This is a genomic window from Streptomyces sp. NPDC001787 (genome assembly GCF_040297465.1).
Classification (GTDB): Bacteria; Actinomycetota; Actinomycetes; order Streptomycetales; family Streptomycetaceae; genus Streptomyces.
The window spans coordinates 170454-197179 of record NZ_JBEOZE010000010.1 but is presented as its reverse complement, the minus strand read 5'-3'; the positions used below and the strand labels follow the sequence as shown (position 1 = coordinate 197179).

The window sequence follows — 26726 nt, the reverse complement described above, 5'->3', positions numbered from 1 at the left end:
GGTCGTCCGAGGTACGAGGGCGGCACCTGCCCGCAGCGCAGCCGAAGCGAACGCGACCATCGACACCGAGCGGCTGAGCTGAGGCGCAGCGGAGGGTAGGGGTCGTCCGAGGTACGAGGGCGGCACCTGCCCGCAGCGCAGCCGAAGCGAACGCGACCATCGACACCGAGCGGCTGAGCTGAGGCGCAGCGGAGGGCAGGGGTCGTCCGAGGTACGAGGGCGGCACCTGCCCGCAGCGCAGCCGAAGCGAACGCGACCATCAACACCGAGCGGCTGAGCGGCTGAGCCGGGGCCGCCCGAGGCACAGCGCGTCACCGGCCGGTCGCCCTTCCCTCAGATCGCCGCTGCTGAACCGGTCCGAGCCCGGACCGTGACCGAATCTCCCCCAGGATGTGATCTGCGTCCCGGGGGAGAGTCATTTATGCAGGTCACAGCACTTTTGGGGTTAAACCCCAGGTCGAAAGACCTGTCCATTTCGTGACGTAATGCACTGACAGCACGCGCGAGTACGGGCCAAGCTGATGTAGGAAGTCGGGGGATCGATTGAAACCGGGAGTATGTCAGTGAGCGCCATGTCATTTGCCCTGTTGCTGACCACCGCCGCTGCCACGGCCGTCGGCGCCGCTGCCCTGCACGCCGCTCACGGGCTGCGCAAGCAGGTCGCGGCCCTGCGCACGGAGCTGTCCGAGGGCCGGACCCTCGACGCGACCGTGCCACCGCAGACCCGCAGCACCGTCACTCCGGCCGAGGAGATACGCGCGGCCGTCTCCGAAGCCCTCGCCGAGGAGCGGGAGCGCGAGCTCGCCGAGGCGCGGGCCTTCTGGGCCGCCCAGGAAGCCCGCGACGCGGCCGACGCCCCGTCCCTGCTGGGCGGACTGAACGCGCTCGGCGACGACTCCCCCTTCTTCCTCCCCCGCCAGGCGGACTTCGCCGGCCTTGAGGCGATGGACCTGGAGGCCACCGAGGCGCTGGAGGAGCTGGCGGCCCTGAGCGAGCGGCCGTCCGCCGAGTACGAGTCGGCCGACCTCAGCGACCTGCCCGAGATCGCGGAGTTCGCCGACGACTCCCCCGAGCTCGCCGCGGCCCGCCGCCGTCATCCCTCGCACCCCGACTTCGTCCCCGTACAGACCCCCGTCGTCACCGACCACGAGCGCACCGTGAGCCGTCTGGAGGAGCTCGCCGACACCGCCACCGCGCTCACCGACGTACGCCCCGGACCGCTGGGCACGCTCGATGTGTATGTCTTCGCCGACGGCACCACGCTCTGTATGACCCCGGGCCACCGTGAGACGGCGGAACGCCTCGCCGACGCGCTGCGGGCGGGCCGGCGGCCGGTGCTGCTGGGCGGCTCCGGTGTCTCCGGTGCCTACGCGCTGACGTTCTCGTGCGGCGAGGACAACGTCTACATCCTCGCGGACCGCGTCATCGCCTCGTTCTGACGGGCTCGCACACGGCGCGGGTTCCCTACGCGAACGCCCGCGCCGCCGCCTCTTCCACGTATCGCACGGCCTCGTCCAGCTCCGCGGACGGGGCCGTTACCAGTGCCACGGCCAGATCGCGTCCCGCCACGGTGAGCTGATCACCGACGACGAACATCCCGGCGTCCGGCACGAGGTACGGCTCCCGGCCGGGGCGCTCGATGCGCTGGGCCCGTACGGCCAGTTCCCTGGCGGCGGCCAGCGCCTCGGCCGCCGCGCCGCGCTGGAGCAGGCTCTGCGGGGCGGCCCGCAGACGGTCGGCGAATCGGTCCACGGCAGCGGTCAGGGGCGTCGTATCGAGCACCCGGCCGACCCTACGCGCCCTTCCCGGACGGTTGCCAACGGGCCGGGCTCCGGATCCCCCGGCACACCGGTCCCGAGTCTCCGGCCGGCCCCGCACCGCCACGGCGATCCGCACCGCCGCGGAGAACGGAACGGCCCGCAGGCGGTGAGCCTGCGGGCCGTTCCGATGCGTACGGGAGTTCCGCGCCGCGGTCAGTCGTCCCCGTTGAGGATGGACAGCAGACGCAGCATCTCCAGGTAGATCCACACCAGGGTCATGGTGAGGCCGAAGGCCGCCAGCCAGGACTCCTCGCGCGGTGCGCCGAAGGCGACGCCGTCCTCGACCTGCTTGAAGTCCAGGGCCAGGAAGCACGCGCCGAGGATGATGCCGATGACACCGAAGAGGATGCCGAGGCCGCCGCTGCGGAAGCCGAGGCCGTCACCGCCGCCGAACACCGAGAACAGCAGGTTGACCATCATCAGGAGCACGAAGCCCATGGCCGCGGCCATCACGAAGCCGTAGAAGCGGCGGGTGACGCGGATCCAGCGCATCTTGTACGCGATGAGCACACCGGCGAAGACACACATGGTGCCCATCACCGCCTGCATCACCGTGCCGGGGCCGATGTAGGTGCTGACCGCGCTGGAGATCACACCGAGGAAGACACCCTCGAAGGCGGCGTACGCGAGGATCAGCGCCGGGACCGGCTTGCGCTTGAAGGACTGCACGAGCGACAGGACGAACGCCACGAGGGCGGCGCCGATCGCGATGCCGTAGGACTTGCCGAGGTTCGCCTCGTCGACCGGCAGCAGCGCCCAGGAGAGCGCGGCGCCGAGGACGACGGTGCCCAGCGTCATCGCCGTACGGGTGACGACGTCGTCGATCGTCATCGCGCCGGAGCGCGCGGGCGCCTGCGGGGCGCCGTACTGGACGTCCTGCTGCGCGTAGGGGTTGGTCGCGTACGGGTTGGCGGCGGTGCCCTGCGCGTACGGGTTGGTTCCCGCTGCGGGGGCCCCGGCCTGCGGCGCCGTGTTGAAGCCGGCGGAACCGTTGTCGCGGCTGAACCCCCGTCGCGAGAAGACCGGGTTGCTGCTCCTCATTGCTCTCCTCCATGGCCACACTGCGTGGCCTTGCGACAAGAGTAATGGGTGGGCAAAGGAATCACCCTAGTGCCCGGGGAGGATCTTTATGGAAGTTGATCGCTGAAGTATTCTGCGGTCGCCCGGCGCGCCCACCGACGGCGGTGGTGGTGGTGCCCGGAGCCGGACTCGAACCGGCACGCCCCCGAGGGGCAGCGAGGTTTAAGCTCGCCGTGTCTGCGTTCCACCATCCGGGCCTTGGCGCGCGGCTCCGCGTTGGCACATGACCCTATCCGGGGCCGTCCCCCGATCAGCGGAACCGTGGCTCGATGTTGTCTTATTTTATTGACCTTTTGAGGGTCCGTCAGCACATCTGGGCGCGCTGACCACACGCCCGCCCGGGGTGACGGGCCGGTAGCCCACCGTGTGGGAATGACGGAAAGTCGCCGCACTCGTACGGCCCAATGCGCCAGGGGCGCGCCATGCTCCGCCAGGGCTCCGCCACCCCTTCGGTCCGACGGTCTCCGCGGGCCCGGTCCACGGGCCGCCCCCGGAGCCCTTCCATGGTCCGGCTCAGGGTCGGTGTCATACCCCAGGAGGACGCCGCCACCCCGTCGGTGCGACTCAAGACGGCCACAGGAACGGGTACGGGGGCTGACGCCCGGCGGCCGTACGGCCAGGACGATGGAGGTGTCCCCGAAGGAACCCCGCATCACCTCATCAGGAGCGTCCCTGTGATCACCACCCCCACCGTTCACCGCGCCACCGCGGTGGCTGCCCGCGCCACGGAGCTGTCGAAGGTCTACGGGCAGGGTGAGACCCAGGTGGTCGCCCTCGACCGGGTGACCGTGGACTTCCCGCAGGGCGAGTTCACCGCGATCATGGGCCCCTCGGGCTCCGGCAAGTCGACGCTGATGCACTGCGTGGCGGGTCTCGACAGCTTCAGCAGCGGCTCCGTCCGCATCGGCGAGACCGAGCTGGGCTCCCTCAAGGACAAGCAGCTCACCCAGCTGCGCCGGGACAAGATCGGTTTCATCTTCCAGGCGTTCAACCTGCTGCCGACGCTGACCGCGCTGGAGAACATCACCCTCCCGATGGACATCGCGGGCCGCAAGCCCGACGCCGCGTGGCTGCAGAAGGTCATCGACATGGTGGGGCTGTCCGAGCGGCTGAAGCACCGGCCGACCGAGCTCTCCGGCGGCCAGCAGCAGCGTGTCGCCGTGGCCCGCGCCCTGGCCTCGCAGCCCGAGATCATCTTCGGCGACGAGCCGACCGGAAACCTGGACTCCCGCTCCGGCGCCGAGGTCCTCGGCTTCCTGCGCAACTCGGTGCGCGAGCTCGGCCAGACCGTGGTGATGGTGACCCACGACCCCGTGGCCGCCTCCTACGCGGACCGGGTGATCTTCCTCGCGGACGGCGCGATCGTCGACCAGATGCTGCACCCCACCGCGGACGGGGTCCTCGACCGGATGAAGGCGTTCGACGCGAAGGGCCGCACCAGCTGACGTAACCGGCTGCCGCCCCCGTCCCCCTTCCGGAACCCATCCCAGGACTACAGACATGTTCCGTACCGCCCTGCGCAATGTGCTCGCGCACAAGGCCAGGCTGCTGATGACCGTGCTCGCCGTCATGCTCGGCGTAGCCTTCGTCTCCGGCACCCTCGTCTTCACCGACACCCTCGGCAACGCCTTCCGCAACCAGTCGGCCAAGAGCTACGACAACGTCGCCGTCGCCGTCAGCACCTACGCCGACCAGCGCGACGAGAAGGCCCAAGGCATCGACGACGCCACCCTGAAGAAGATCGAGGACCTGGACGGCGTGGCGAGCGCCACCGGCCGGGTCTCGGGCTTCGCCGGGGTCGCCGACCCGGACGGCAAGCTCATCGGCAACGGCTGGTCCAACACCGGGGCCAACTTCGCCCCCGGCAAGGACGGCAAGGACGCCGCGTACACCTTCACCGAGGGCGACGGCCCGGCGAAGGACGGCACCATCGCCCTGGACAAGGACACCGCGCGCAAGGGCGAGTACAGCGTCGGCGACCCGGTGCGGGTCGCCACCAACGGGCCGGTGAAGGAGTACACCCTCTCCGGTGTCTTCACCACCGAGGACGGCGCGGTCAACGCGGGCGGCAGCCTGGTCCTGTTCGACACGGCCTCCGCGCAGAAGCTCTACCTCAAGCCCGGCGTCTTCAGGGACGTCACCGTGGCCGCCGAGGCCGGCGCCTCGGACCAGAAGCTGCTGTCGGCGGTGAAGCCGCTGCTGCCCAAGGACGCCTCCGCCCAGACCGGCGCCGAGCTCGCCGACGAGCAGGCCGAGCAGATCGAGAGCGGCCTCGGGGCCCTCAACGGGATGCTGCTCGCCTTCGCCGGCATCGCCCTCTTCGTCGGCATCTTCCTGATCGCCAACACCTTCACCATGCTGGTGGCGCAGCGCACCAAGGAACTGGCCCTGATGCGGGCCGTCGGCGCCTCCCGCAGCCAGGTGAAGCGTTCCGTCCTGCTCGAAGCGGCCGTGGTCGGCGCGATCGCCTCGGTGATCGGCTTCGTACTGGGTCTCGGCCTCGCCATCGGTCTGCGCTCCGCGATGAGCCTGCTCGGCGGGAAGATCCCGGCCGGCCCGCTGGTCGTCTCCCCGACCGCGGTCGCCGCGGCCTTCACGGTCGGCATCGTGATCACCGTGCTCGCCGCCTGGCTGCCCGCCCGCCGGGCCGCGAAGATCGCGCCGGTGGCGGCGATGAGCAGTGTGCACGCGGTGGCCACCACCAAGTCCCTGGTCGTACGGAACTCGATCGGCGGCGTGCTCGGCCTGATCGGCGCGGCGGCCATCGTCGCGGGGGCCTCCTCGGGCGGCACGAACGGCCGCTACACCGTCGCGGCCGGCGCCTTCTTCGCCCTGATCGCCGTCATCGTGCTCATCCCGCTGCTGTCGCGGCCGGTGATCGCGCTGGTGCGACCGCTGCTGATGAAGCTGTTCGGCGTCTCCGGGAAGCTGGCCGCGCAGAACTCCGTCCGTAACCCCCGGCGTACCGGAGCCACGGCCTCCGCGCTGGCGATCGGGCTGACCCTCGTCACCGGGATCTCGGTGCTCGGCGTCACGCTCGGCCAGGCGGTCGACCGGATGACGACGGACAACATCAAGGCCGACTACATGGTCTCGATGGCCAGCGGTGACCCGCTGGACCAGTCGGCGCTCAGCGCCCTGGAGAAGGCCGACGGGGTCACCGCGGTCTCCCCGCAGCAGGCCTCCTCGCTGTGGATCGGTGAGGACTACCACTCGGCCTCCGGAGTGACCCCCGGTGCTGTCGAGAAGCTCTTCTCGCTGAAGACGGTCTCCGGCTCGCTGGGCTCGCTGAACGACGGCGAGATCGCGGTCGGCAGCAAGACCGCGAAGTCGAACGGCTGGAAGACCGGCGACACCGTCGCGGTGAAGTTCGAGGACGAGAAGAAGGGCGAGCTGAAGATCGGCGCCCTCTACGAGGAGAACGAATTCCTCTCGCCGTTCCTGCTGCCGAAGGACATCGTCAACAAGCACACCCCGCTGGCGGACATCCGCGAGATCTGGCTCAAGATGGACGGCGGCGGCACCCAGGCCAATGAGCAGGCCCTGGTGGACGCGCTGGGTGACAACCCGGCGATGAGCATCATGGACCAGGACGACATCCGGGACATGTTCGGCGGCTTCGTCAACATCGCGCTGAACATCATGTACGGGCTGCTGGCGATGGCCCTGATCATCGCGGTGCTGGGTGTCATCAACACCCTGGCGATGTCGGTGTTCGAGCGTCAGCAGGAGATCGGCATGCTGCGGGCGATCGGTCTCGACCGGGGCCGGGTCAAGCGCATGATCCGTCTGGAGGCCGTGGTCATCTCGGTCTTCGGCGCGGTGATCGGCGTCGCGCTCGGTACGTTCCTGGGCTGGGCCATCGGCCGGACCCTGGCCTCCGAGATCCCCAACTACAGCCTGGTCATCCCGTGGGACCGCCTCGCGCTGTTCCTCGTGCTCGCCGGTCTGGTGGGCGTGCTGGCCTCGCTGTGGCCGGCCCGCAGCGCCGCCAAGCTGAACATGCTGACGGCGATCAAGACCGAGTAGCACCCGCCGGGGACCCCGGCGGAAGGGAGGGGCCGGTGACCGCGCGACGCGGTCACCGGCCCCTCCCCCTTTTCCGTCTCCGTACGGGCCGCCGGGCCGGCCGTTCCGTACGCGGGCCTCAGCGGCCTCGGCCCCCGGCCGCGGCCGTCCACTCACGGGAGCGCAACGGCATGCGGACGGCGCCGTCCTCCTCCGGCCGGACCACGAGGATCTGGTTGACGCCGATCTTGTTGTGCTCGAAGGAGAGCGCGGAGGCGGCCATGTAGAGCCGCCAGACCCTGGCCCGTCCGGGCGAGGTGGCCCGTACCGCCCGCTCCCAGTGCTCCTCCAGGTTGGCCACCCAGCGGCGCAGGGTGAGCGCGTAGTGCTCGCGGATGGCCTCGACGTCGCGGACCTCGAACCCGGCCTCCTCAAGGGTGACGGTCGTCCGGCCCACCGGGGCGAGTTCGCCGTCGGGGAAGACGTACGCGTCGATGAACTCGTCGATGCGGTAGGCGTCCTCGTCCTTCTCCGGGCGGCGGGCGATCTGGTGGTTGAGGAGCCGGCCGCCGGGCCGCAGGAGCGCGTAGAGGTCGTCGGCGTACTCGCGGTAGCGGACGGAGCCGACGTGCTCGGCCATCCCGATCGAGGAGATGGCGTCGTACGGACCGTCCCTGACGTCCCGGTAGTCCTGGACCCGGATCTCGATCCGGTCGGTCAGCCCCTCCCCCGCGATGCGCTTCCTGGCGTACGCGGCCTGTTCGGTGGAGAGGGTCACCCCGGTGACCCGGGCGCCGTACTCACGGGCCGCGTGGATGGCCATGGAGCCCCAGCCGCAGCCGACGTCCAGGAGACGGTCGCCCTCCTTCAGCGCGAGCTTGCGGCAGACCAGGTCGAGCTTGTCGCGCTGGGCCTCCTCCAGGGTGCTGCCCTCGTCCCAGTAGGCGCAGGAGTAGACCATGGACGGGCCGAGGACCAGTTCGTAGAAGTCGTTGCCGACGTCGTAGTGGTGGCTGATGGCCCTCTTGTCGCGCCGCTTGGTGTGTATGGCACCGGTACGGCGGCGGACCTCCTCGGCGGGCGGGGCCGGCGGGGGCCAGGGGCCGGCCAGTTCGACGAGCCCGCGGGCGAACGACCGGACCTTCGGGTCGCGGACCGGGTGCAGGGAGGCCTTGGCGTCCACGTCGCGCTCCCACAGCAGGGCGGCGAGGTGGTCCAGGGCCTCGTACAGGTTGCCGTCGACATCGATCTCACCGGCCACCCAGGCGCGGGCCAGACCCAGCTCGCCCGGCTTCCACAGGAGCCTGCGCAGAGCCCGGCGGTGCCGGATCACCAGGGCGGGGGCACCCGGCGGGCCGGATTCGCTGCCGTCCCAGGCCCGGATGCGGACCGGTAGGGGTTCTCCCAGCAACTCTTCGGCGAGAGCGGTCAGCCGCGATGCGGCGTCTGCCATGGCGCACACCTCCGTGGTGGTGTTTCCCAAACATGCCAAAATTCGCATAACCATGCCCTTGACCCCCTCACGACACCTCGGTGCCGCGACGAGATACACCTGCGTCAACTGTCTCCGGAGCGCGGGCCATCCCGCTACAGGGCAACGGATCGGCAAAGCGCGTGTACGCAGCACGCATATACACGTGTCAGGACCGTCACCGGCCCAGGCCCCGGGACGGCGTCCGGACATGCCGAAGGGGCCGTCCGCACCACGGATGGCGGACGGCCCCTTCGGGCATCGTGCGAGAGGGTCCGGCGGACCGGAACCGGTGGAGCCGGTGCCGCGCCCGGCGGTGTCCGCCCGCTACGGGGCGGAACCTGCCGGGAAGGGCACTAGGAGGCCTTGGCCTTCTCGCCCTCGGCCTTGGCGGCGGCCGGGGCCGGAGCCGGCTTGGCCGCCTCGTAGAACTCCTCGCGCGGCGTCTCCATCGCACCGAGGGAGACGACCTCGCGCTTGAGGAACATCGCCAGGGTCCAGTCGGCGAAGATCCGGATCTTCCGGTTCCAGGTCGGCATCGCCATGCCGTGGTAGCCGCGGTGCATGTACCAGGCGAGACGGCCCTTGAGCTTGATCTTCACCTTGCCCATGACGATCATCGCGACGCCCTTGTGCAGGCCGAGACCGGCGACCGCACCCTTGTTGGCGTGGCTGTACTCCTTCTGCGGGAAGCCCCGCATGCCGGAGATGACGTTGTCGCCGAGGACCTTGGCCTGACGCAGCGCGTGCTGGGCGTTGGGCGGGCACCAGGCGTTCGGGTTGCCGGCCTTGCGGCCGACCAGGTCCGGAACCTGTGCGTTGTCGCCGGCGGCCCAGATGTAGTCGGTGCCCTGCACCTGGAGCTTCTCGGAGGTGTCCACGTGGCCGCGCGGGCCGAGCGGCAGACCGAAGCGGGCCAGCGCCGGGTTCGGCTTCACACCGGCCGTCCACACGATGGTGCTGGAGTCGACCTCAAGGCCGTTCTTCAGCACGACACGGCCGTCCACGCAGGAGTCCATGGAGGTGGAGAGGTAGATCTCCACACCGCGGCTCTCCAGGTGCTCCTTGCCGTAGGCGCCCAGCTTCGGGCCGACCTCGGGAAGGATCTTGTCCGCGGCGTCGACGAGGATGAAGCGCATGTCCTCGCGCTTCACGTTCGTGTAGTACTTCGCCGCGTCGCGGGCCATGTCCTCGACCTCGCCGATGGTCTCCGCACCGGCGAAACCGCCGCCCACGAAGACGAACGTCAGCGCCTTGCGGCGGACGTCCTCATCGGTCGTGGAGTCGGCCTTGTCCAGCTGCTCCAGGACGTGGTTGCGCAGGCCGATGGACTCCTCGATGCCCTTCATTCCGATGCCCTGCTCGGCGAGGCCGGGGATCGGGAAGGTACGGGAGACCGCGCCCATCGCGATGACCAGGTAGTCGAATGGCAGCTCGTAGGCCTCGCCGACGAGCGGCGCGACCGTGGCGACCTTGCGGTCCTGGTCAATGGTCGTGACGCGACCGGTGAGAACCTCGGCCTTGGGCAGCACGCGTCGCAGCGGGACGACGACATGCCGAGGCGAGATGCTGCCGGCAGCAGCTTCGGGGAGGAAGGGCTGGTACGTCATGTACGAGCGCGGGTCGACGACCGTGACGGTCGCCTCTCCGTAGCGCATCTTCTTGAGAATGCGTCGAGCTGCGTACAGGCCTACGTACCCACCGCCTACAACGAGGATCCTGGGACGCTCCGTGGTGCTCATGCCATCGAGTATCCACCCCCCTCACAGGGGGGGCTCGTGAGCCCCTTCACAAGGTTCGGAGTCACCTCTGCTACACTTCGCCGCCCGCGTGACCGAGGTCATGGCTTCACAGGGGAACCACACGTCGGCGGCGAACGTTGTTCACCGCTTGTGAGCTGGCCCTTGACCGTCCGCACAGGGGTAACCAGGGCCCTGATTCATCCGCGCGCAACACCCCCGGAACATGCCCGCACACCCACCGCGGGGCACCGCGGACCACCTGCACGGCCCCTTGGGCGCCGAACTGCGTCCAACAGGGCCGAATTCCTTGTGAAGAAGTTCACGAACTTGGTCGCGGCGCACCCCCGAAGGGGTCCCCGGAAGGGCTTCCGGGGACCCCTTCGCGGCTCAAAGGTGCAGACGGGAATGCGTATGAGCAGACCGCGCGGGAGGGCGTGAGCAGGTGTACGGGGCGGGCGCCGGGCTCAGCGGCCGGACGCGGCCGACCACGCGATGCCGTCCAGGATGTCGTGCTCGCTGACGACGACCTCCCGGGCGCCGGTCCGCTTCATCACGGCGAGCAGGACGAGCGCTCCGGCGGTGATCACATCGACCCGGCCCGGGTGCATCGCGGGAATCGCGGCGCGCTCCTCGTGCGTCGAGGCGAGCAGGCGTCCGGTGATCTCCTCGACCCGCTCGAACGGGATCCGGGAGTGGTGGATCGCGGCGGAGTCGTACTCCGTGAGCCCCAGGGCGATCGCCGCCACCGTGGTGACCGTGCCGGCCAGGCCGACGAGCGTGGCGGCCCCGCCGAGCGGCACGGTCTCCTCCGCGAGGTCCAGGGCCGCGCCGATGTCCGCGCGGATCGCGGCGATCCGGCCGAGCGTGGGCGGGTCGACGACGGCGCCCTCGTGCACGAGGTGGCGCTCCGTCATCCGGACGCAGCCGATGTCCACGGAACGGGCCGCGCGGACCTCGTCGTCCCCGAGGACGAACTCCGTGGAGCCGCCGCCGATGTCCACCACGAGATAGGGCTTGGCGAAGTGGTCGCCGCCGACCAGTTCCTTCGTGGCGCCGGTGAAGGAGAGCTCCGCCTCCTGGTCCCCGCTGATCACCTCCGGCTCGACGCCCAGGATGTCCAGGACACCGGTGACGAACTCGTCGCTGTTCTCGGCGTCGCGCGAGGCGGAGGTGGCGACGAAGCGGACGCGTTCGGCGCCGAGCTCCTTGATCACCGCCGCGTACTCGCGGCAGGCCGCGAAGGTGCGTTCCAGCGCGTCCGGGGCGAGCCTGCCGGTCCGGTCGACGCCCTGGCCGAGGCGGACGATCTGCATCCGCCGGTCGAGCTCGACGATCTCGCCGGTGGCGGGGTCCGCGTCGGCGACGAGCAGACGGATGGAGTTCGTACCGCAGTCGACGGCGGCGACCCGGGTCACCGGCCCGTCCCCCCGTCGGCGCCGTCCGCCCCGGACGCCTCGCACGGTGTGACGCACGCGCCCTTCGCCCACCACTCGGGCAGCATCGCGATCGCCTCGTCGCCCAGCGGGTTCACCCCGGGGCCCGCGGCCAGCGAGTGGCCGACCAGGACGTGCAGGCACTTCACCCGGTCCGGCATGCCGCCCGCGCTGGGGAAGCCCTCCAGGACCTCGATGGCGTCACGGCGGGCGATGTAGTCCTCGTGCGCCCGGCGGTAGGCCGCCGCCAGCTCGGGGTCCGACCCGAGACGCTCGGTCATCTCCTTCATGACCCCGTTGGCCTCCAGCGTCCCGATCGCCGACGCCGCACGCGGACAGGTGAGGTAGTACGTCGTCGGGAACGGCGTGCCGTCCTCCAGACGGGGCTGCGTCTCGACCACGTCCGGATTGCCGCACGGGCACCGGTGCGCGATGGCCCGCAGACCGCGCGGCGGGCGGCCGAGCTGCTGCTCGAACGCGGCGATGTCCGCGTCGGTGGGCTTGGTGGACTCGGTCTGCGGAGGGGGCGTTTCCATGCCTGCCTTGGTTCTGCTCGAAGGTTCTGCTCGACAAGACGCTGCTTGAAGGCTCTGCTCGACGGTGCTGCTCAGGGGTGCGGGTCAGTCGCGGTCGGCGCTGTCCACGCCGTCCCAGAGGTTCGAGTGCCAGGGGCGGTCCGCCGCTCCCGGCTCTCCGCGGCGGTCCTCGGCCGCGTCGGGGTCGGCCACGGTGTAGCCGGTCTCCCCGGGGAGTACGTAATGGAGGTGTTCCCGGGCCAGCCGCATGATGTACGCGTCGTCCTGGAGCCGCGCCTTCTCGTCGCGCAGCTCCTCGGTGCGCCGGCCGGCCTCCTGGGAGAGCCGCTCCTGGTCGGCGATGTCGTCGCGCTGGGAGACGTACTGCCGCATGGGGTACGCGAGCGCGACGACCAGGGAACAGACGACCAGGGCCAGGAAGGCGGCCCGGCCGGTGAGCCGGGAGCGGCGGGCCTGCCGGCGGTTCTGGGAACGGTAGACGCGGGCCGCGGTCTGCTCGCCGAGCAGTCGCAGCCTGGTCGCGGTGGAGAACCGGTCGCGGTCCTTCCCGGCCATGTCTCCCGCCTCCCCATTACGCACGTCCGTCCCCGCACACGGTACGGGACCGAGTGCGGGGACGGACGGAGGCTGGTGCACCGAACCACCGAAGGGCCGGTGACCGGCCCCCGGGTGCCGGGATGTCAGCCCTTGAAGCGCGGGAACGCCGAGCGGCCCGCGTACACCGCGGCGTCGTCGAGGATCTCCTCGATGCGCAGCAGCTGGTTGTACTTGGCGACACGGTCCGAGCGGGCCGGGGCGCCGGTCTTGATCTGGCCGCAGTTCACGGCGACGGCGAGGTCGGCGATGGTGACGTCCTCGGTCTCACCGGAACGGTGCGACATCATGCACTTGAAGCCGTTGCGCTGGGCCAGCTCGACGGCGTCCAGGGTCTCGGTCAGCGAACCGATCTGGTTGACCTTGACGAGCAGGGCGTTGGCGGAGCCCTCCTCGATGCCGCGGGCCAGACGCTCCGGGTTGGTGACGAAGAGGTCGTCGCCGACGATCTGCACCTTGGCGCCGAGCTTGTCGGTGATGACCTTCCAGCCGGCCCAGTCGTCCTCGTACAGCGGGTCCTCGATGGAGACCAGCGGGTACGCGGAGACGAGCTCCTCGTAGTACTCGGTCATCTCGGCGGCCGAGCGGGACTTGCCCTCGAACTCGTAGCTGCCGTCCTTGTAGAACTCGGACGCGGCGACGTCGAGCGCGAGCGCGATGTCGCGGCCGGGGACGTAACCGGCCTCCTTGATGGCCTCGACGATGAGGTCCAGGGCGGCGCGGTTGGACTCCAGGTTCGGGGCGAAGCCGCCCTCGTCGCCGAGTCCGGTGGACAGGCCCTTGGTCTTCAGGACCTTCTTCAGGGTGTGGTAGACCTCCGCGCCCCAGCGCAGGGCCTCGGAGAAGGACTCCGCGCCGATCGGGGCGATCATGAACTCCTGGATGTCCACGTTGGAGTCGGCGTGCGAGCCGCCGTTCAGGATGTTCATCATCGGAACGGGCAGCAGGTGCGCGTTCGGGCCGCCGAGGTAGCGGAAGAGCGGCAGGTCGGACGCCTCGGACGCGGCGTGGGCGACGGCCAGCGAGACACCGAGGATGGCGTTGGCGCCGAGCGAGGCCTTGTTCTCGGTCGCGTCCAGGTCGAACATCGCCTGGTCGATGAGGCGCTGCTCGGTGGCGTCGTAACCGACGAGCTCCGGGCCGATCTGCTCGATGACGGCGAGGACGGCCTTCTCGACGCCCTTGCCCTGGTAGCGGTTGGGGTCACCGTCGCGAAGCTCAATGGCCTCGAACGCACCGGTGGAGGCGCCGGACGGAACAGCAGCACGTCCCGTGCTGCCGTCGTCGAGGCCAACCTCGACCTCGACCGTGGGGTTGCCCCGGGAGTCGAGGATTTCCCTGGCTACGACGACGTCGATGGACGGCACGAGGCATCTCCTTCTGGGATATGACGCTGGTTGTGCAGGGTCACTGTGGCCTTGCGACACGAGCCTAACCGGCTCGGCCCCGTCGGGCGGCCGACCGCCCGTCTCCTGGGACGAAAAAGGACCCAAGGGCCCGCATAACGGGAGAAAGGTCAAGAAATTTACTGACCGGTAACTACAGAAGTTGAACGCACGGAGCCGGCCGCACAGTCAAAACACCCCGGCCCGGCGCGCACGGGGGTGAGCGCGCCGGGCCGGGGGCGGAGCCGAGGGAGATGCCGCCGGACGTCCCCCTCGGGAGGGAGGAGAAGCCGTGAGCCGCTCCGGCCGGAGCGGGGGCGCTCCGGGCCGGGCGGGACTACTTCAGGTGGAGCTGCTGGCCCGGGAAGATCAGGTCGGCGTCCTGGATGATGTCGCCGTTGAGCTTGAAGACCTTCTGCCAGCCGCCCTTGACGCCTTCCTTCTCAGCGATCTTGCTGAGGGTGTCGCCGGACTTCACCTTGTACTCGCCGTCGCCCTTCTGGACCTTCTGACCGGTCGGGGTCGTCACGGTCTTGGCGGACTCGGCCTTGGGCGCGGCCGGGGCGGTGCGCTGCTCGCCGCGGGAGGCGGGCTGCTCGGCCTGGCGCTCCTGCTGCTTCGGCTGGGCCTGCTGCTTCGGCTGCGCCTGCTCCTGCTCGGCCTGGCCGGAGCCGGTGTCGACACCCGGGTCCACACCGTCGTTGGTCAGCCCGCCGGCACCGGCGCAGGCCCAGGCACCGGGGCCCTGCATGTCGAGGAGCTTCTCGGCGGTGGCGATCTGCTGGGCCTTGGTGGCCAGGTCGGCACGGGCGGCGTACTGCGTACCGCCGGCGGCCGCCCAGCTGGACTGCGAGAACTGCAGACCGCCGTAGTAGCCGTTGCCGGTGTTGATGGACCAGTTGCCACCGGACTCGCACTGGGCGACGGCGTCCCAGGTGGAGACGGAGGCGGCGGAGGCGCCGGTCGCGCCCATCAGCGGGACGGCGACGGCGGCACCGGCGACACCGGCGAGCGTGGCGACACGGACGGCCTTGGACGGGCGGCGGTGCTTGCCCTTGCTGTTACGCAGCATGGAACTTCTCCTCACCGACGCCTACGAGGTGAGCTGTCGGGTTCGGGCCAAGTGAGTTGCCCGGCCGCGTGTCCTAGCACGCGACTCCACCCCAAGCCGGTCCTGATCGCTCTCGTACGGGACGAGTCGACCGGGCCCGGCGCTTACCTGGGTCCCCCGCTCCTGCCTACGGCGCTTTACGCGTCTGTTCCCTTCGACCGACGGCAGGATTCGGCGTGACGGTCGACGGGGCCCGCGGTGCGAGCGGTTCCGACCGTAAACACAGGCAACCCCCACATTCAAAGATGGACATACCGGCCAATCAGGCCTTACTTGCCATCAGCGGGGGAACGTTTCCGCAGGTCGGGGGCGATGTGGGCGGACCCGGCGGACCAGACACGCCAGTTGAAGCAAAGAGACCCATGTCTCACTTACGCATAAGTGGACATAGGCCTCTGAACTGCCCCGGATTTCGGGGCGTTTTCCCGAATTGGATCAGTTGGCGGTGGCGCCTTCGACATCGCCGGAGGGGGCCGTTCCCGGGCCCAGGTCAAGGCTCTGGCCGGGCAGGATCAGGTCCGGGTCCACGCCGACGGCATCCTTGTTCGCCTCGTACAGCGCGGTCCATCCGCCGGGGAGTTTCTGTGCGTCAGCAATCGCCCAGAGACTGTCGCCCGGCCGGACGGTGTAGTCGCCGCCGACGGGTGCCGTACCGCCCTCGCGCGCCTCGCCCTCGCCGCGCGAGGCATGCCGGCCGGACTCGCGCCCGCCGTCCCGGTCCGCGGCCCGGCTCTCCTCGGGGGCCGGCGTACCGCGGTGCTTGCCGCCGGTGCCGTCCGCGCCCTTCGGGGCGTCAGGTGCCGCGGAGCCCCCGGGTGCGGACGCCTTCGGGGAAGCGCTCGCGGGCGGCGCGGAAGGGCTCGACGAGGGGTCGGCCGCCTCGCCGGAGGCGTCGTTCCCGGCCGGCGCGCCATTGCCGCCGGCTTCGTCCGCCGTCCCGTCCGTCCCGCCGTCCGACGCTCCGTCCGCCGGCGCCGCGTCCGAAGGGCCGGCGGAGGGGGCGGCCCCGGGGTCGACGCCCGGCAGCGAGCTGTCCGTCGCGAGTCCGGAGATCACCGCGCAACTGGGCCAGGCCTTCGGGCCCCGGTCGCCCAGGACCTTCTCCGCCACGGCGATCTGCTGCGAGCGGCTGGCGAGGTCGGCCCGGGGCGCGAACGCCGTGCCGCCGTACGCGGACCAGGTGTCCTGCGAGAACTGGAGCCCGCCGTAGAAGCCGTTGCCGAGGTCGGCGCTCCACATGCCGCCGCTCTCGCACTCCGCGACCCGGTCCCAGGTCGAGGCCTCGGCGGCGTGCGCACCGGCCGCGCCGAGCAGCGGGATCGCGATGGCCGATCCCGTCACGCCCGCGGCGACGACGATGGCGGGTGCCTGGCGAGGGCGGCGGTGTCTGCCGTTCGCGGAGCCCATGGGATTTGCCTTCCGTGCGACTGACTGGTGGGTACTGAGGTGACCGGCGAATCACGTGACGCCCCGTTCGAGGCGTTGAACGGTGAACCTAGCGGGACTCGAACGTGTGTCACAAGTCGATGCAGCGCAGATCACGTGAAAGTCACAGAGTTGACGCAGCGTCACTTCCGTCGCGCCGCCGCCCCGGCTCGAACTCCACCGGCAGCGTGCGCAGTCCACGCATGATGAGACCTCCACGCCACCGCAAATCGGTCGGTTCTCCCGCAAGTCGCAGCTCCGGAAGGCGTCTCAGCAGCGTCGCGATCGCGGCCTGCCCCTCCAGCCGGGCGAGCGGTGCTCCCAGGCAGTAGTGGATGCCGTGCCCATAACCGAGGTGCTGATTGTCACGCCGTGCGAGGTCGAGCGTGTCCGGGTCCTCGAACCGTTCCGGGTCCCGGTCGGCCGCGGCGAGCACGACGAGCACGGGTTCGCCCGCGGCGATGTCCTGCCCCCCGAGCGTCAGCGCCCCGGTCGCGAAGCGCCAGGTGGCCAGCTCCACCGGCCCGTCGTACCGCAGCAGTTCCTCGACGCCCGTGGCCAGCAGCTCCGTGTCCCCCGCGTCGAGCGCGCGATCGAGGAGCGCCCGCTGTTCCGGGTGGCGCAGCAGGGCGTACGTGCCGTTCCCGATGAGGTTGACCGTGGTCTCGAATCCGGCGAAGAGAAGGATGAAGGCCATCGCGGCGGCCTCGTTCTCGGTGAGGTGCTCTCCGTGGTCGCTCGCCCGGATCAGTCCCGAGATCAGGTCGTCGTCCTCGCCCCCGGCCCCCAGGCCCTCCCGCTTCCGGTGGATCAGTTCCGCGAGATAGCCGCGCATCTTCTTGACCGACCGGGCCACCCCGCCGCGCGGCCCGCCGCCGTGGCGGATCATCATGCCCGCCCAGTCCCGGAAGTCGTCCTGGTCCTCACGCGGAACGCCCAGCAGATCGCAGATGGCGTAGATGGGGAGCGGGAAGGCGAAGTCATGGATGAGGTCGGCCTTCCCCTCCTCGATGAAGTTGTCGATGAGGCGGTCCGTCAGCTCCTGCACGCGCGGCGCGAACTCCGCGACCCGGCGCGGAGTGAACGCCTTGGAGACGAGCCGGCGCAGCCGGGTGTGGTCCGGCGGGTCGATGTTCAGCAGATGCGTCATCAGCTCCGCCTTGCGCTCCCCCGGGATGCCCGTCTTCCCCTTGGCGTGCGCCGGCTCGGCGTGGTGCGCCGGGTTCTTGGAGAGCCGGGAGTCGGCGAGAGCCTGCTTGGCGTCCGCGTACCGCGTCACGAGCCAGGCCTCGACCCCGCTGGGCAGCGTCGTGCGGTGCACGGGGCTGTGCTCGCGGAGCCATGCGTAGGCGGGGTACGGGTCGGTGGCGAACTCCCAGGTGAAGAGTTCGGGGGCGGGCGGCGCGGGCGCGGGGGCGGCGTCTCCGGAGGCGTCGGAGGCGTCGGGGGCGTACGGGCAGACGGGGGCGGGCGCGGAGGCGTCGGCGGGGGGCTCGGCTGCGTCGGAGTGCGCGGGGGCGTCGGCGGGGGGCTCAGGGGCGTCGGAGTGCGCGGGCGCGGGGGCGTCGGCGGGGGGCTCGGCGGGGCTGGCGTTCACCCCTCGACGTTATCCGGCCCCTCCTCACGGGCCGCCCGCAGATCGGCGAGCGCCTGCTCGGCACAGTGGTGTCCGGCCTCGACGGCCTTGCCGAACCACTCCTCGGCCTCGGCCTCGTTGCCCTCGTCCTCCAGCATCACCGCGAGCGCGTAGGCCGCGTTGTAGTCGTCCATCCCATGGCTCAGCTCGAACCAGTGCCGCGCCTCCTCCGTCTTTCCCCGGCCCTGCAGCAGATGGCCGACGTTGCAGGCCGCACTGGAGTTCCCGGCCTCCGCGGCCTGCCGGTAGAGGCGTTCCGCCTCCTCCTTGGCGCCCGCCTCGTCACGGATCAGCGCCAGATTGTTCATCGCCCTGGCGTCGCCCTGCGCGACGGCCTTCCCGTACCACTTCTCCGCCTCCTCCGGCTGCTCCCAGTCGTGGAGCAGCGAGCCGACCTGCCACGCGACATTGGCCTCCTGCCCGCACGCGGCCGCCTTCAGGTACCACTGCATGGCGGAACCCGTGTGCCCCTGCCCCCGGTGGAGGTCGCCCAGCCGCTGTGCCGCCGGGCCGTCGCCCGCCTCCGCGGCCTCGGTCAGCCAGAACTCCGCGCGTTCGGCCAGTACGGAGCCGAGCTCACGCTGTGCCTCCGTGTCGCCCGCCTCCGCCGCGGCCTCCAAATACGGGATCGCCTCCACCGCCTCGTCCCGGGCGGCCAGCGCCTTCCCCACCAGGGCGGCGGCCTCGGTGCTGCCCGCGTCCGCCGCGTCGCGGAACCAGCGCTCCGAGGCGGCCTCGTCGCCGTACTCCCGGTCGATCCGGCCGAGCACCATCAGGATGTCCGGATCACCGTCCGCGTCCGGCTCCAGCGCCGCGTGGGCCCGCCGGTGGATGTCGTCGCGGAGCATGCTGACACCGCGCACCACTTCCAGGGCGAGCGGCCACATCTCCAGGGGCACCGGGGAGTCGAAGCCCGGTGCCTGGTCGTGCGCGTCCGCCACCAGGGAGTGGTAGACCCGCCAGGTGTTCCTGCCCCGGCCCGCCACGAGCATTCCGGTCACCCCGTGCCGGACGCCGGACGCCCAGGCGAGGGCGTCCACGAGGCTCTCCCGCTCGGCCCTGACGTACTCCGCCCCGTACAACCGGTGCGCCCTGCGCAGCACGTCCAGCGCGAGATCGTCGCCGGCCCCGCAGCGGGCCAGGTCGATCGCGGCGCGCACCAGCAGATGTCCGCGCGGATGGGCGTTGGCGCGGCGGGCGCGACGCCATTCGTCCGCGAGCTCGGGGCCGATGGCCAGGTACTCGGTGACGCCCCGGTCGTTGCCCGCGTAGTACGCGCCCACCAGCCGGCGGTCGGACATGTTCTCGACCAGCCTCGACATCTCGTCCAGGCTCCATTCGCGGCTCAGCTCGACCGGTTCCACGCCGATCAGCACCCGGGCACTCGCGGGGGTGCCGAAGCGGTGTGTGTCGTACGCCTCGTCGCCCATCGTGGCGATCACCGGTGTGCCCCGCGCGACGAGGTCGGCGAGCACCGCCGCGCTCAGGCCGTTCTCGCCGAGGTGGCCCTCCAGGTCGTCGAGCCACAGGACGGCGTTCTCGCCGTGCCGCTCGCGCAGGACGGCGGGCAGGCCCCGCAGGTCCGTTCCGTGCGGGGGCGCGTAGATCCGCGTCGTGCCGGAGAGATTGCTGAACAGCGCCGCCCAGGCCGTCCTGGTCTTCCCCGACAGCGGCTCCCCGGTCACCAGGACCAGCCCGCCGGACCGGGCCGCCTCCCGGACCAGCGCGCCCAGCCGCGTGTCGCAGTCCCGTCCCGTATATACGGGCAGGACGGGCTCCTCGGGGAGCCTGCGGCTGCGCCGCACGCCGAGGGCGACCGGGTCGGCCCGGCCGAGCTGCTGCCACTCGGTGACCGGGGGCGTGGCGTGGTACGCGTGCGGTCCGAAGTAGTTGTTGTTCTGTACGCCATTGCCCTGGACGGGGCCGGTGAACGCGCCGTCCCGGAAGTCGGAGCGGTGGCCGCCGGAGGGGGTGCTGTCGCCGGTGGCGCGCACCTGGTGGATCGCCCCGGTCGCGACCGCCGGGCCGTCGGACGTGCCGTCCGGCGAGGAGCGGCGTACGGCGTCCTCGCGGAGGGGGACCGCGTCGTCGGGTCCCGCCGGGAAGGCGAGCAGCGTCTCCCTCAGCACGGACAGGGCCGAGGGGAACCTGCGGTTCAGGTCCAGGACCTCTCGGAACACCATGGACCAGGCCGTCCCGACCGAGTCCGGGTCACCGTCCAGCAGCACGTTCTTGATCCTGCCGAGCCTGACCACGAAGTTGCCCAGGACGTTCCCCGGGACACGCTTGGCGTCCGAGCGGAACCGCTTCCACTCCCCGCCCGCCATCACCCGCATCAAGTCATCGGCCAGCGATTCCAATTCCGCGCTCACGCCCTGTCCCCCACACCTCGAACGGCCCTGGCACCACCGTACTAACGGGTGTTGCGCTCCGCCGCCACGATCGCGTCGCGGTAGGCACGGGCGGCGGCGCGCAGGGCGGCCTCCGGGTCGATGCCGTCGCGTTCGGCGCGTACGGCGAGGGCGAGCAGTTCGTATCCGATGGAGCCGCCGGTGGAGCCGCCGGTGGAATCACCCGTGGTGTCGCCCGTGGACTCAGCCGTGGATTCGCCCGTGGGCAGGGCGACTTCGAGCCCGGCGGTACGGACCCGGCTGCCGAGCTTGGCCGCGAGGGCCAGACCGGGCTGGCCGAGAGGGACGCCGTCGGTGACCGATTCGCGCTGCTTCTCGATCGCCTTGGTCCGCAGCCAGTGCGCGCGGACGTCCTCCGGGGTCTCGGCACTCTCGTCGCCGAAGACGTGCGGATGGCGGTGGATCAGCTTCTCCACGAGACCGGCCGCGACATCGTCGACGGCGAACGGGTCCTCGGGGTCCTCCTCGGCGATCCGCGCGTGGAAGACGACCTGGAGCAGGACGTCCCCGAGCTCCTCGCGCAGTTCGTCGCGGTCACCGTCCTCGATCGCCTCGACCAGTTCGTACGCCTCCTCGATGGCGTACTTGGCGAGGCCCTCGTGCGTCTTGCGCGAGGTCCACGGGCAGGCGCGCCTGATCCGGTCCATCACCTCGACCACGTCCAGGAGCCTGGCGCCCGGCAGGTCGTACGAACCGGGCAGCAGCTCCAGATCGGGCATCGCCACCCGGCCCGAGCCGCCGAGACGGGCCAGTCCGTCGGTGAGCGGCCGGTTGCCCTCGCCGCCGACCAGCACCACCACGCTCCGGCCGCCCGCGCAGTCGGCGACGAGCTCCTCGGCGGTCGGGGCGGCGTGCTCGGCCGTGACACCGGCCTCGCGCAGATAGGGCAGCTGCGGGTGGTCCCGCTCGGCGCAGAGCACGCGGTCGGCGGCGTGCAGCGTCTGCCACGCGGGCCAGGACAGCAGTCCGGGGGCGACCCGGTGGCTGGCGGTGAGCAGGACGATGCGGCCGGGGCCGCCGGGGGCTTCAGCGTTCACCCCTCGAACCTACCCCGGCCCCGCGACAGGCCCCGTGACGACCGCGAACGCCCGGGGCGGCTCAGGCGCCGGCCTGCGGGTCGGGCGCCTCGGCCTTGGTGACCTGGGTGATCCAGGACGCCTTGTAGTCGCCGAGCTGGAGCTTTTGGTCGTCCCAGGCGCCGAAGCGCGGGTTGACGTCGATGTCCAGGGCCTCCGACGCCCTGGTGAGGGCCTCGCCCACGACCTGCTGCCCGGCGGGGGAACCGAGGTCGGCTCCGAGGGCCTCGGCCAGCTTCGGCAGCTGGACGTCCCGGCGCATGTCGCCGTCGATCTGGTCCGGGGCCACCCAGCGCTGCTGGAGCATCATCGCCTTCAGCTGCTCCTCGCCCCCGGACTGGGCGGCGCTCGCGAGGCGTGCCTCCTGGATCTCCTTGCGGCTGACGCTCACCCCGGCGTCCTCGGCGGCGCGGTCCAGGATCTGGCCGAAGATCAGGCTGTGCAGCTTGGCCCGGCCCAGCTGTCCGGACCTGTTCACCAGCTGGGCCGCCTGCGGCGAGCTCCGCTGGGCGCTGCGGACGTCAGCGGCCTGCGCCTGGACCGTCGACACCTCGATCCGGTCCCCGCCGACGACGGCGGCGGCGCCGGGATGGGCCTGACTGCCGCAGGCGGAGAGAAGCGGTGCCGCGACGAGCAGTGCGGCGGAGACGGAGAGCGCGGTGCGACGGCGGTGCAAAGGAGCCTCCCGGGGAGAGTTTGTGCATCAGTGCACAAAGCCTTGCGGTGATCGATGTTAGGCAGTGGATGTGGTTCGGGCCACCGATTCGACCAACGATTCGGGAGGAGTTGGGGATGTGGGGCCGGTACGGGGCCGATCAGGGCATCCGTTCGACCGCGGGCCCCGGCCGCCGGTCCGGCCGCAGCATGATCGCGCGGGAGACGACGAACGTGATCGGGATGGCGGCCGCGGCGGCGACCAGCGGGGCGTAGCGGCTGCTGAACCCGGCCAGGCCGACCAGGACGTACACACCGCCGGTCGTGATGAGGAAGTTGGCGGCGTTGGTGAGCGGGAAGAGCAGGAACTTCCGCCAGGTGGGACGGGTGCGGTAGGTGAAGCGGGAGTTGAGGAAGAAGGACCCGGTCATGGAGAGCGCGAAGGCGAGGACGTGCGCGGCGATGTACGGCAGCCGGGTCAGCAGCGCCAGGTAGCAGAGGTAGTAGGTGCCGGTGTTCACGACGCCGACCAGGGCGAATCTGATCAGCTGCCCGATGACCGGCATCCGTTGTGCGGCGCCTTTCAGCGGCACGGGTTCCACGGGTGTTCGGGGCTGATTCACCGGCGTAGGAGTTCCTGAGGGGTGTGCGGCTGCTGTGGCGTGCCGATATTGGACGCCTTCACCAGGAAGTGCGGGCGGCGCTTCACCTCGTAGTAAATACGCCCCACGTATTCGCCGACGACTCCCACCATCACCATCTGCACTCCGGCGAGTGCGGTGACCACGACGAGGAGCGTGACATAGCCGGGGGTGTCGACGCCCCGCACCATCGCGACGCCGACGATCCAGGTGGCGTACGCGAGCGCGACGGAGAGCAGCAGCAGGCCCAGGTAGAGCGCGGCGCGCAGTGGCTTGTTGTTGAAGGAGAGCAGCCCGTCGAGACCGTAGTTGAGGAGCTTTCCGAAGGTCCAGGCGGAACGGCCCTGCTCACGGACGGCGTTCTCGTAGCTGAACGTCGTCGTGCGGAAGCCGACCCAGGAGAACAGCCCCTTGGAGAAGCGGTTGTACTCGGTGAGTTCGAGTAAGGCGTCGACGGTGCGGCGGGACAGCAGCCTGAAGTCGCCCACGCCGTCGACGAGTTCCACGTCAACGAGGCGGTTGATCAGCCAGTAGTAGGCGCGGGCCGCGACCGTGCGGGTCACGCGGTCGCCCTTGCGGGTGCGGCGGGCGATCACCTGGTCGTGGCCGTCGGCGTGCTCCTCCAGCATGCGGCCGATGAGTTCCGGCGGGTGCTGGAGGTCGGCGTCCATGAGGACGAGGGCGTCGCCCTCGGCGTGCCGGAGGCCGGCGAGCATGGCCGCCTCCTTGCCGAAGTTGCGGCTGAAGGAGAGATAGCGGGCGCGCGGGTCCGCCGCGGCGAGCCCCTCCAGGATCTCCAGGGTCGCGTCCCCGCTCCCGTCGTCGACATAGACGAGTTGGAATTCATGCCCCAGCCGTGCCATTTCGTCCGTGACACGTGCGTGGAAGCGTTCGAGGATTCGCTCCTCGTTGAAACACGGCACCACTATCGAGATCAGCACGGAAGTACATCAACCCGCCCGGATGTCGGAACCCGATGCTCCACATGGCCAATGGGCGTCGATCGAATGAACTGGCCCAATTCGTCAGGGAGTTGATCGTTCGACGCTGGCATATTTCTCCGCATGCCGAACTCCCGCCCCCGCGCCTCGGCCTGCGCTCTCGCCGCGCTGGTCACCGTCGCCGCCGTGTGCGCGGGCGACGCCGCGGCCCGCAGCTTCCCCTTCGGACCGCGCACCCGCAGCGTCAATGACCTGGGCAACCAGTTCGTGCCGTTCCACACCCGGCTGTGGGACCTGCTGCACGGGCAGGCCGACGGCGGGGTGCTCCTCAACTGGCAGTCGGGGTTCGGGACGAGCTTCCTGCCGGACCTCGGCACCTATCTGACGAGCCCGTTCGCCCTGCTCGTCGGGGTCTTCCCGCGCGACCGCGTCGATCTGGCCCTCTACCTCGTGACCGTGCTGAAGATGGCCTCGGCCGCCGCCGCCATGGCGTTCCTGCTGCCGGCCCTGCGCGGCGGACGCTGGTGGGCGGCCGGGGCGCTGGGCGCCTCCTACGCCCTGTGCGGCTGGTCGGTCGCCGAGGCCTCGTACAACCCGATGTGGCTGGACGGTCTCGTCGCGCTGCCGCTGCTGTGCCTGGCCGCGGAGTGGGCGCGGACGGGACGGCACCGGGTGGCGGCGCCGCTGGTCGTGGCCGTGATGTGGACCGCCAACTTCTATACGGCCTATATGGCGACCCTCGGGGCGGCCTTGGTACTGGTGGTGCGGCTGGTGACCGAGTCACGGGACCGGCGCACGGCGGTACGGGGGCTGCTGCGGGCAGCCGGGACGGTGACCCTCGGGATCGGGCTCGCCGCGCCCGTCCTGCTTCCCGTCTACCTCGGCACGAAACACGCCTACCCCGGCTGGACGCGCCCCTTCGCCCCCGCGGCCTGGCCCGATGTCCTGGCCCGGCTGCTTCCCGCCACGTACGGCTTCTTCACCCCCGCGCTCTTCCTGGGCACCGGCACCCTGCTGCTGGCCTGCGCGCTCGCCTTCCAGCGGTCCGTGCCGCACCGCGAGCGGTGGGCCTGGACGGGACTGGTGGCGCTCGTGGCGCTGTCCTTGCAGTGGGGACCGACGCATCTCCTCTGGCACGCCTTCGCGACGCCGAACGGGAGCCCCTACCGGCAGACGTTCGTCCTGGCCGGGTTCCTCGTGATCGCCGCCTGGATCGCGGTGTCGTACGACTGGCCGGGGTGGCGCGCCCTGCTCGGCGGGGGCGCGGTCGTCGCGGCGGTCGCGGTGGCGGCCTCGTCGAGCGGTCTGGTCACCCGGTGGACGTATCCGCTGTTCGCCGCGGGACTGCTGGCGGCGGGGGCCGCCGTGACGCTGGTCCGGCGGGCCCAGGGGGGCGGGCGGGGGTGGTACGCCCTGCCGGCCGTGCTGCTGCTGGTCGGCGCACAGGCCGGGCAGGCCGCCGCCACGACCGCGTACGCCGACCAGCAGCGCCTCGTACGGCTCGACGACTACGCGCCCTGGGGCGCACGGCAGAGCGCGCAGGCCCGGACGGTGGACGGGGCCGACGGCTGGCCGCGCTACCGCACCGACCCGGGCCGCGAGCCGACCACCGCCAACGACCCGCTGGTGGTCGGCGGTCAGGGCGGCGCGTACTACAGCAGCCACACGCCGGACGTCCTGACCCGCACGATGCGGGCCCTCGGCGGTGGCTGGACATCACGGGGCCGCGCCGTCCAGAGCCTCGACAACCCGGTCACCGACGCGGTGTTCTCGGTCGGGGCGCGCCTGCGTACGCCCCCCGACCCGCATCAGCCGTGGAACCCGCGCGACGGCCGGCCCCCGACAGTGACCCGGGCTCAGGTGCCGCCCCTGGTGACCGTACGCGGACCGGTCTCCGGCCGTGCGCCGGCGTACGGCGCCTCCCCGTTCCGGAACCAGGAGCTGCTGCTCGGCACCACCGTCTACACGGTCCCGGCGACGGCGCTGCGGGACGCGGCGGGAGCCACGGGGACACCGGGGCCGGGGACCGCCGGTACGGCGGGGCGCGGCGGGGCGGGGGCCTACCGGGTGGAGCGCGGCGGTACGTACACCCTGAGCGCCCGCTGCCCGGCCGGAGGCGAGGTGTACCTGTGGGCGCCGGACCTGTTCGGGCGCGCCGCGCTGGCGGACACGCGAGGAGTGCGGCTCCAGGGGCAGTTGCCCGCGCGGAGCGCGGCGATGGAGCGGCTCGGCACACCGGCGGGACCGGCCGGGGGCGCGCCTTCGGGCCCGGTCGGCAGCGCGGCCGGACACCGGGCCGGTAGCGCGGCCGGGGGCGTTCCCGTGCGGGTCACCCTGCGGCCCGAGCGGGACGGGACCGTGCCGCACTCCGCCATCGGCTGCCTGGACCGCACCCGGCTGGCCACGGCCGTGACCGCCCTGACGCGCACCGGGGCGACCTCCGTCCATGTCGACGGCGACGGCGTACGGGCCGAACTCCCGCCCGGCACCGCGGGAACCGCCGTGCTGGCCGCGCCCCGGATCGCCGGGTGGCGCTGCGACGGCCGGCCGGCCGGTGCCCACCTGGGGCTGGTCGCCGCGCCCGTACCCGCCGGTGCCACGTCGGTCAGCTGCACGTTCCGGCCGCCGGGGCTGCGCGCGGGGGGCGCCGCGGGGGCGGTCGCACTGCTCGTGCTGCTGGCGACGGCGGCAGCGGGGCGGCCGGGTGCGCGCCGGGCGGCGGCCCGGCTGCGCGGTCGCTCCTGAGCCACCGGGGCCGGGGT

General features: G+C 71.3%; 20 protein-coding genes, 1 tRNA gene and 1 riboswitch. Of the genes, 4 read left to right on the top strand and 17 right to left on the bottom strand.

Features of this window, described 5'->3' with window-relative positions:
• The first annotated feature begins 572 nt into the window (after positions 1 to 572).
• Positions 573 to 1439, top strand: a complete 867-nt coding sequence (locus ABT170_RS16950) for a hypothetical protein (RefSeq protein WP_329943722.1) — start codon at positions 573 to 575, stop codon at positions 1437 to 1439.
• A gap of 25 nt (positions 1440 to 1464) precedes the next feature.
• Here ABT170_RS16950 and ABT170_RS16945 read toward each other — a convergent pair whose 3' ends face one another.
• The 3 genes from ABT170_RS16945 to ABT170_RS16935 form a co-directional block, all read right to left on the bottom strand.
• Positions 1465 to 1782, bottom strand: coding sequence for a hypothetical protein (locus ABT170_RS16945; protein WP_329943723.1), 318 nt, complete (start codon positions 1780 to 1782; stop codon positions 1465 to 1467).
• 191 nt (positions 1783 to 1973) lie between these two features.
• A complete protein-coding gene (locus tag ABT170_RS16940) occupies positions 1974 to 2861 on the bottom strand; it encodes a Bax inhibitor-1/YccA family protein (protein WP_266931672.1) in 888 nt (295 codons plus the stop codon).
• A gap of 150 nt (positions 2862 to 3011) precedes the next feature.
• Positions 3012 to 3097 (bottom strand) — tRNA-Leu (locus tag ABT170_RS16935).
• A 477-nt stretch (positions 3098 to 3574) separates the two neighbouring features.
• Between ABT170_RS16935 and ABT170_RS16930 the strand changes: the two genes are divergently transcribed.
• Both ABT170_RS16930 and ABT170_RS16925 read left to right on the top strand, forming a co-directional pair.
• Positions 3575 to 4345 carry an ABC transporter ATP-binding protein gene (locus tag ABT170_RS16930; RefSeq protein WP_266931673.1) on the top strand — a complete coding sequence of 257 codons (771 nt, stop codon included), beginning with the start codon at positions 3575 to 3577 and terminating at the stop codon, positions 4343 to 4345.
• Between the two features lie 55 nt (positions 4346 to 4400).
• Positions 4401 to 6929 (top strand): ABC transporter permease, encoded by a 2529-nt coding sequence (locus ABT170_RS16925; protein WP_329943724.1) that lies wholly within the window; start codon positions 4401 to 4403, stop codon positions 6927 to 6929.
• Positions 6930 to 7047: 118 nt separating this feature from the next.
• Here the strand turns inward: ABT170_RS16925 and ABT170_RS16920 are convergent, their stop codons facing one another.
• From ABT170_RS16920 to ABT170_RS16855, 14 genes are all read right to left on the bottom strand, one after another.
• Complete coding sequence (locus tag ABT170_RS16920) at positions 7048 to 8361, bottom strand: class I SAM-dependent methyltransferase (RefSeq protein WP_351868099.1); 1314 nt, start codon at positions 8359 to 8361, stop codon at positions 7048 to 7050.
• Between the two features lie 374 nt (positions 8362 to 8735).
• The gene (locus ABT170_RS16915; RefSeq protein ID WP_266931676.1) at positions 8736 to 10121 is read right to left on the bottom strand and encodes an NAD(P)/FAD-dependent oxidoreductase; all 1386 of its coding nucleotides are present in this window, start codon (positions 10119 to 10121) and stop codon (positions 8736 to 8738) included.
• 464 nt (positions 10122 to 10585) lie between these two features.
• Complete coding sequence (locus ABT170_RS16910) at positions 10586 to 11536, bottom strand: Ppx/GppA phosphatase family protein (RefSeq protein WP_329943726.1); 951 nt, start codon at positions 11534 to 11536, stop codon at positions 10586 to 10588.
• Positions 11533 to 12090 carry a DUF501 domain-containing protein gene (locus tag ABT170_RS16905; RefSeq protein ID WP_351868094.1) on the bottom strand — a complete coding sequence of 186 codons (558 nt, stop codon included), beginning with the start codon at positions 12088 to 12090 and terminating at the stop codon, positions 11533 to 11535. The genes ABT170_RS16910 and ABT170_RS16905 overlap by 4 nt, the downstream gene beginning before the upstream one ends.
• 84 nt (positions 12091 to 12174) lie before the next feature.
• The gene (locus ABT170_RS16900; RefSeq protein ID WP_329943728.1) at positions 12175 to 12645 is read right to left on the bottom strand and encodes an FtsB family cell division protein; all 471 of its coding nucleotides are present in this window, start codon (positions 12643 to 12645) and stop codon (positions 12175 to 12177) included.
• 125 nt (positions 12646 to 12770) lie between these two features.
• Positions 12771 to 14051 (bottom strand): phosphopyruvate hydratase, encoded by a 1281-nt coding sequence (gene eno, locus ABT170_RS16895; protein ID WP_329943729.1) that lies wholly within the window; start codon positions 14049 to 14051, stop codon positions 12771 to 12773.
• 355 nt (positions 14052 to 14406) lie between these two features.
• On the bottom strand, positions 14407 to 15141 hold the full coding sequence (locus tag ABT170_RS16890; protein ID WP_351868091.1) for a transglycosylase family protein: 735 nt from the start codon (positions 15139 to 15141) through the stop codon (positions 14407 to 14409).
• A gap of 3 nt (positions 15142 to 15144) precedes the next feature.
• Positions 15145 to 15325, bottom strand: a riboswitch (cyclic di-AMP (ydaO/yuaA leader).
• Positions 15326 to 15615: 290 nt separating this feature from the next.
• Positions 15616 to 16587 (bottom strand): transglycosylase family protein, encoded by a 972-nt coding sequence (locus ABT170_RS16885; protein ID WP_351868088.1) that lies wholly within the window; start codon positions 16585 to 16587, stop codon positions 15616 to 15618.
• Between the two features lie 142 nt (positions 16588 to 16729).
• Entirely contained in the window at positions 16730 to 18202 is a 1473-nt protein-coding gene (locus ABT170_RS16880; RefSeq protein ID WP_351868085.1) for a cytochrome P450 family protein, read from the bottom strand.
• The gene (locus ABT170_RS16875) at positions 18199 to 20613 is read right to left on the bottom strand and encodes a tetratricopeptide repeat protein (RefSeq protein WP_351868082.1); all 2415 of its coding nucleotides are present in this window, start codon (positions 20611 to 20613) and stop codon (positions 18199 to 18201) included. Before ABT170_RS16875 ends, ABT170_RS16880 begins: the two co-directional genes overlap by 4 nt.
• A 41-nt stretch (positions 20614 to 20654) precedes the next feature.
• On the bottom strand, positions 20655 to 21689 hold the full coding sequence (locus ABT170_RS16870) for a nucleoside triphosphate pyrophosphohydrolase (protein ID WP_351868079.1): 1035 nt from the start codon (positions 21687 to 21689) through the stop codon (positions 20655 to 20657).
• Positions 21690 to 21750: 61 nt separating this feature from the next.
• Positions 21751 to 22404 (bottom strand): SurA N-terminal domain-containing protein, encoded by a 654-nt coding sequence (locus ABT170_RS16865; protein ID WP_329943735.1) that lies wholly within the window; start codon positions 22402 to 22404, stop codon positions 21751 to 21753.
• A 139-nt stretch (positions 22405 to 22543) separates the two neighbouring features.
• A complete protein-coding gene (locus ABT170_RS16860; RefSeq protein ID WP_329943928.1) occupies positions 22544 to 22948 on the bottom strand; it encodes a GtrA family protein in 405 nt (134 codons plus the stop codon).
• 53 nt (positions 22949 to 23001) lie between these two features.
• The gene (locus ABT170_RS16855) at positions 23002 to 23964 is read right to left on the bottom strand and encodes a glycosyltransferase family 2 protein (RefSeq protein ID WP_351868075.1); all 963 of its coding nucleotides are present in this window, start codon (positions 23962 to 23964) and stop codon (positions 23002 to 23004) included.
• A 123-nt stretch (positions 23965 to 24087) separates the two neighbouring features.
• On the opposite strand from ABT170_RS16855, the gene ABT170_RS16850 reads away from it, so the two are divergent.
• Complete coding sequence (locus ABT170_RS16850) at positions 24088 to 26709, top strand: YfhO family protein (RefSeq protein ID WP_351868072.1); 2622 nt, start codon at positions 24088 to 24090, stop codon at positions 26707 to 26709.
• Positions 26710 to 26726: the final 17 nt, after the last annotated feature.

Excerpts from the sequence above, each read along its gene's own strand:
- ABT170_RS16950 (WP_329943722.1), top strand. The coding sequence starts at position 573 with ATGTCATTTGCCCTGTTGCTGACCACCGCCGCTGCCACGGCCGTCGGC.
- ABT170_RS16940 (WP_266931672.1), bottom strand. The coding sequence starts at position 2,861 with ATGAGGAGCAGCAACCCGGTCTTCTCGCGACGGGGGTTCAGCCGCGAC.
- ABT170_RS16925 (WP_329943724.1), top strand. The coding sequence starts at position 4,401 with ATGTTCCGTACCGCCCTGCGCAATGTGCTCGCGCACAAGGCCAGGCTG.
- ABT170_RS16920 (WP_351868099.1), bottom strand. The coding sequence starts at position 8,361 with ATGGCAGACGCCGCATCGCGGCTGACCGCTCTCGCCGAAGAGTTGCTG.
- ABT170_RS16915 (WP_266931676.1), bottom strand. The coding sequence starts at position 10,121 with ATGAGCACCACGGAGCGTCCCAGGATCCTCGTTGTAGGCGGTGGGTAC.
- ABT170_RS16905 (WP_351868094.1), bottom strand. The coding sequence starts at position 12,090 with ATGGAAACGCCCCCTCCGCAGACCGAGTCCACCAAGCCCACCGACGCG.
- ABT170_RS16900 (WP_329943728.1), bottom strand. The coding sequence starts at position 12,645 with ATGGCCGGGAAGGACCGCGACCGGTTCTCCACCGCGACCAGGCTGCGA.
- ABT170_RS16890 (WP_351868091.1), bottom strand. The coding sequence starts at position 15,141 with ATGCTGCGTAACAGCAAGGGCAAGCACCGCCGCCCGTCCAAGGCCGTC.
- ABT170_RS16885 (WP_351868088.1), bottom strand. The coding sequence starts at position 16,587 with ATGGGCTCCGCGAACGGCAGACACCGCCGCCCTCGCCAGGCACCCGCC.
- ABT170_RS16860 (WP_329943928.1), bottom strand. The coding sequence starts at position 22,948 with ATGCCGGTCATCGGGCAGCTGATCAGATTCGCCCTGGTCGGCGTCGTG.
- ABT170_RS16850 (WP_351868072.1), top strand. The coding sequence starts at position 24,088 with ATGCCGAACTCCCGCCCCCGCGCCTCGGCCTGCGCTCTCGCCGCGCTG.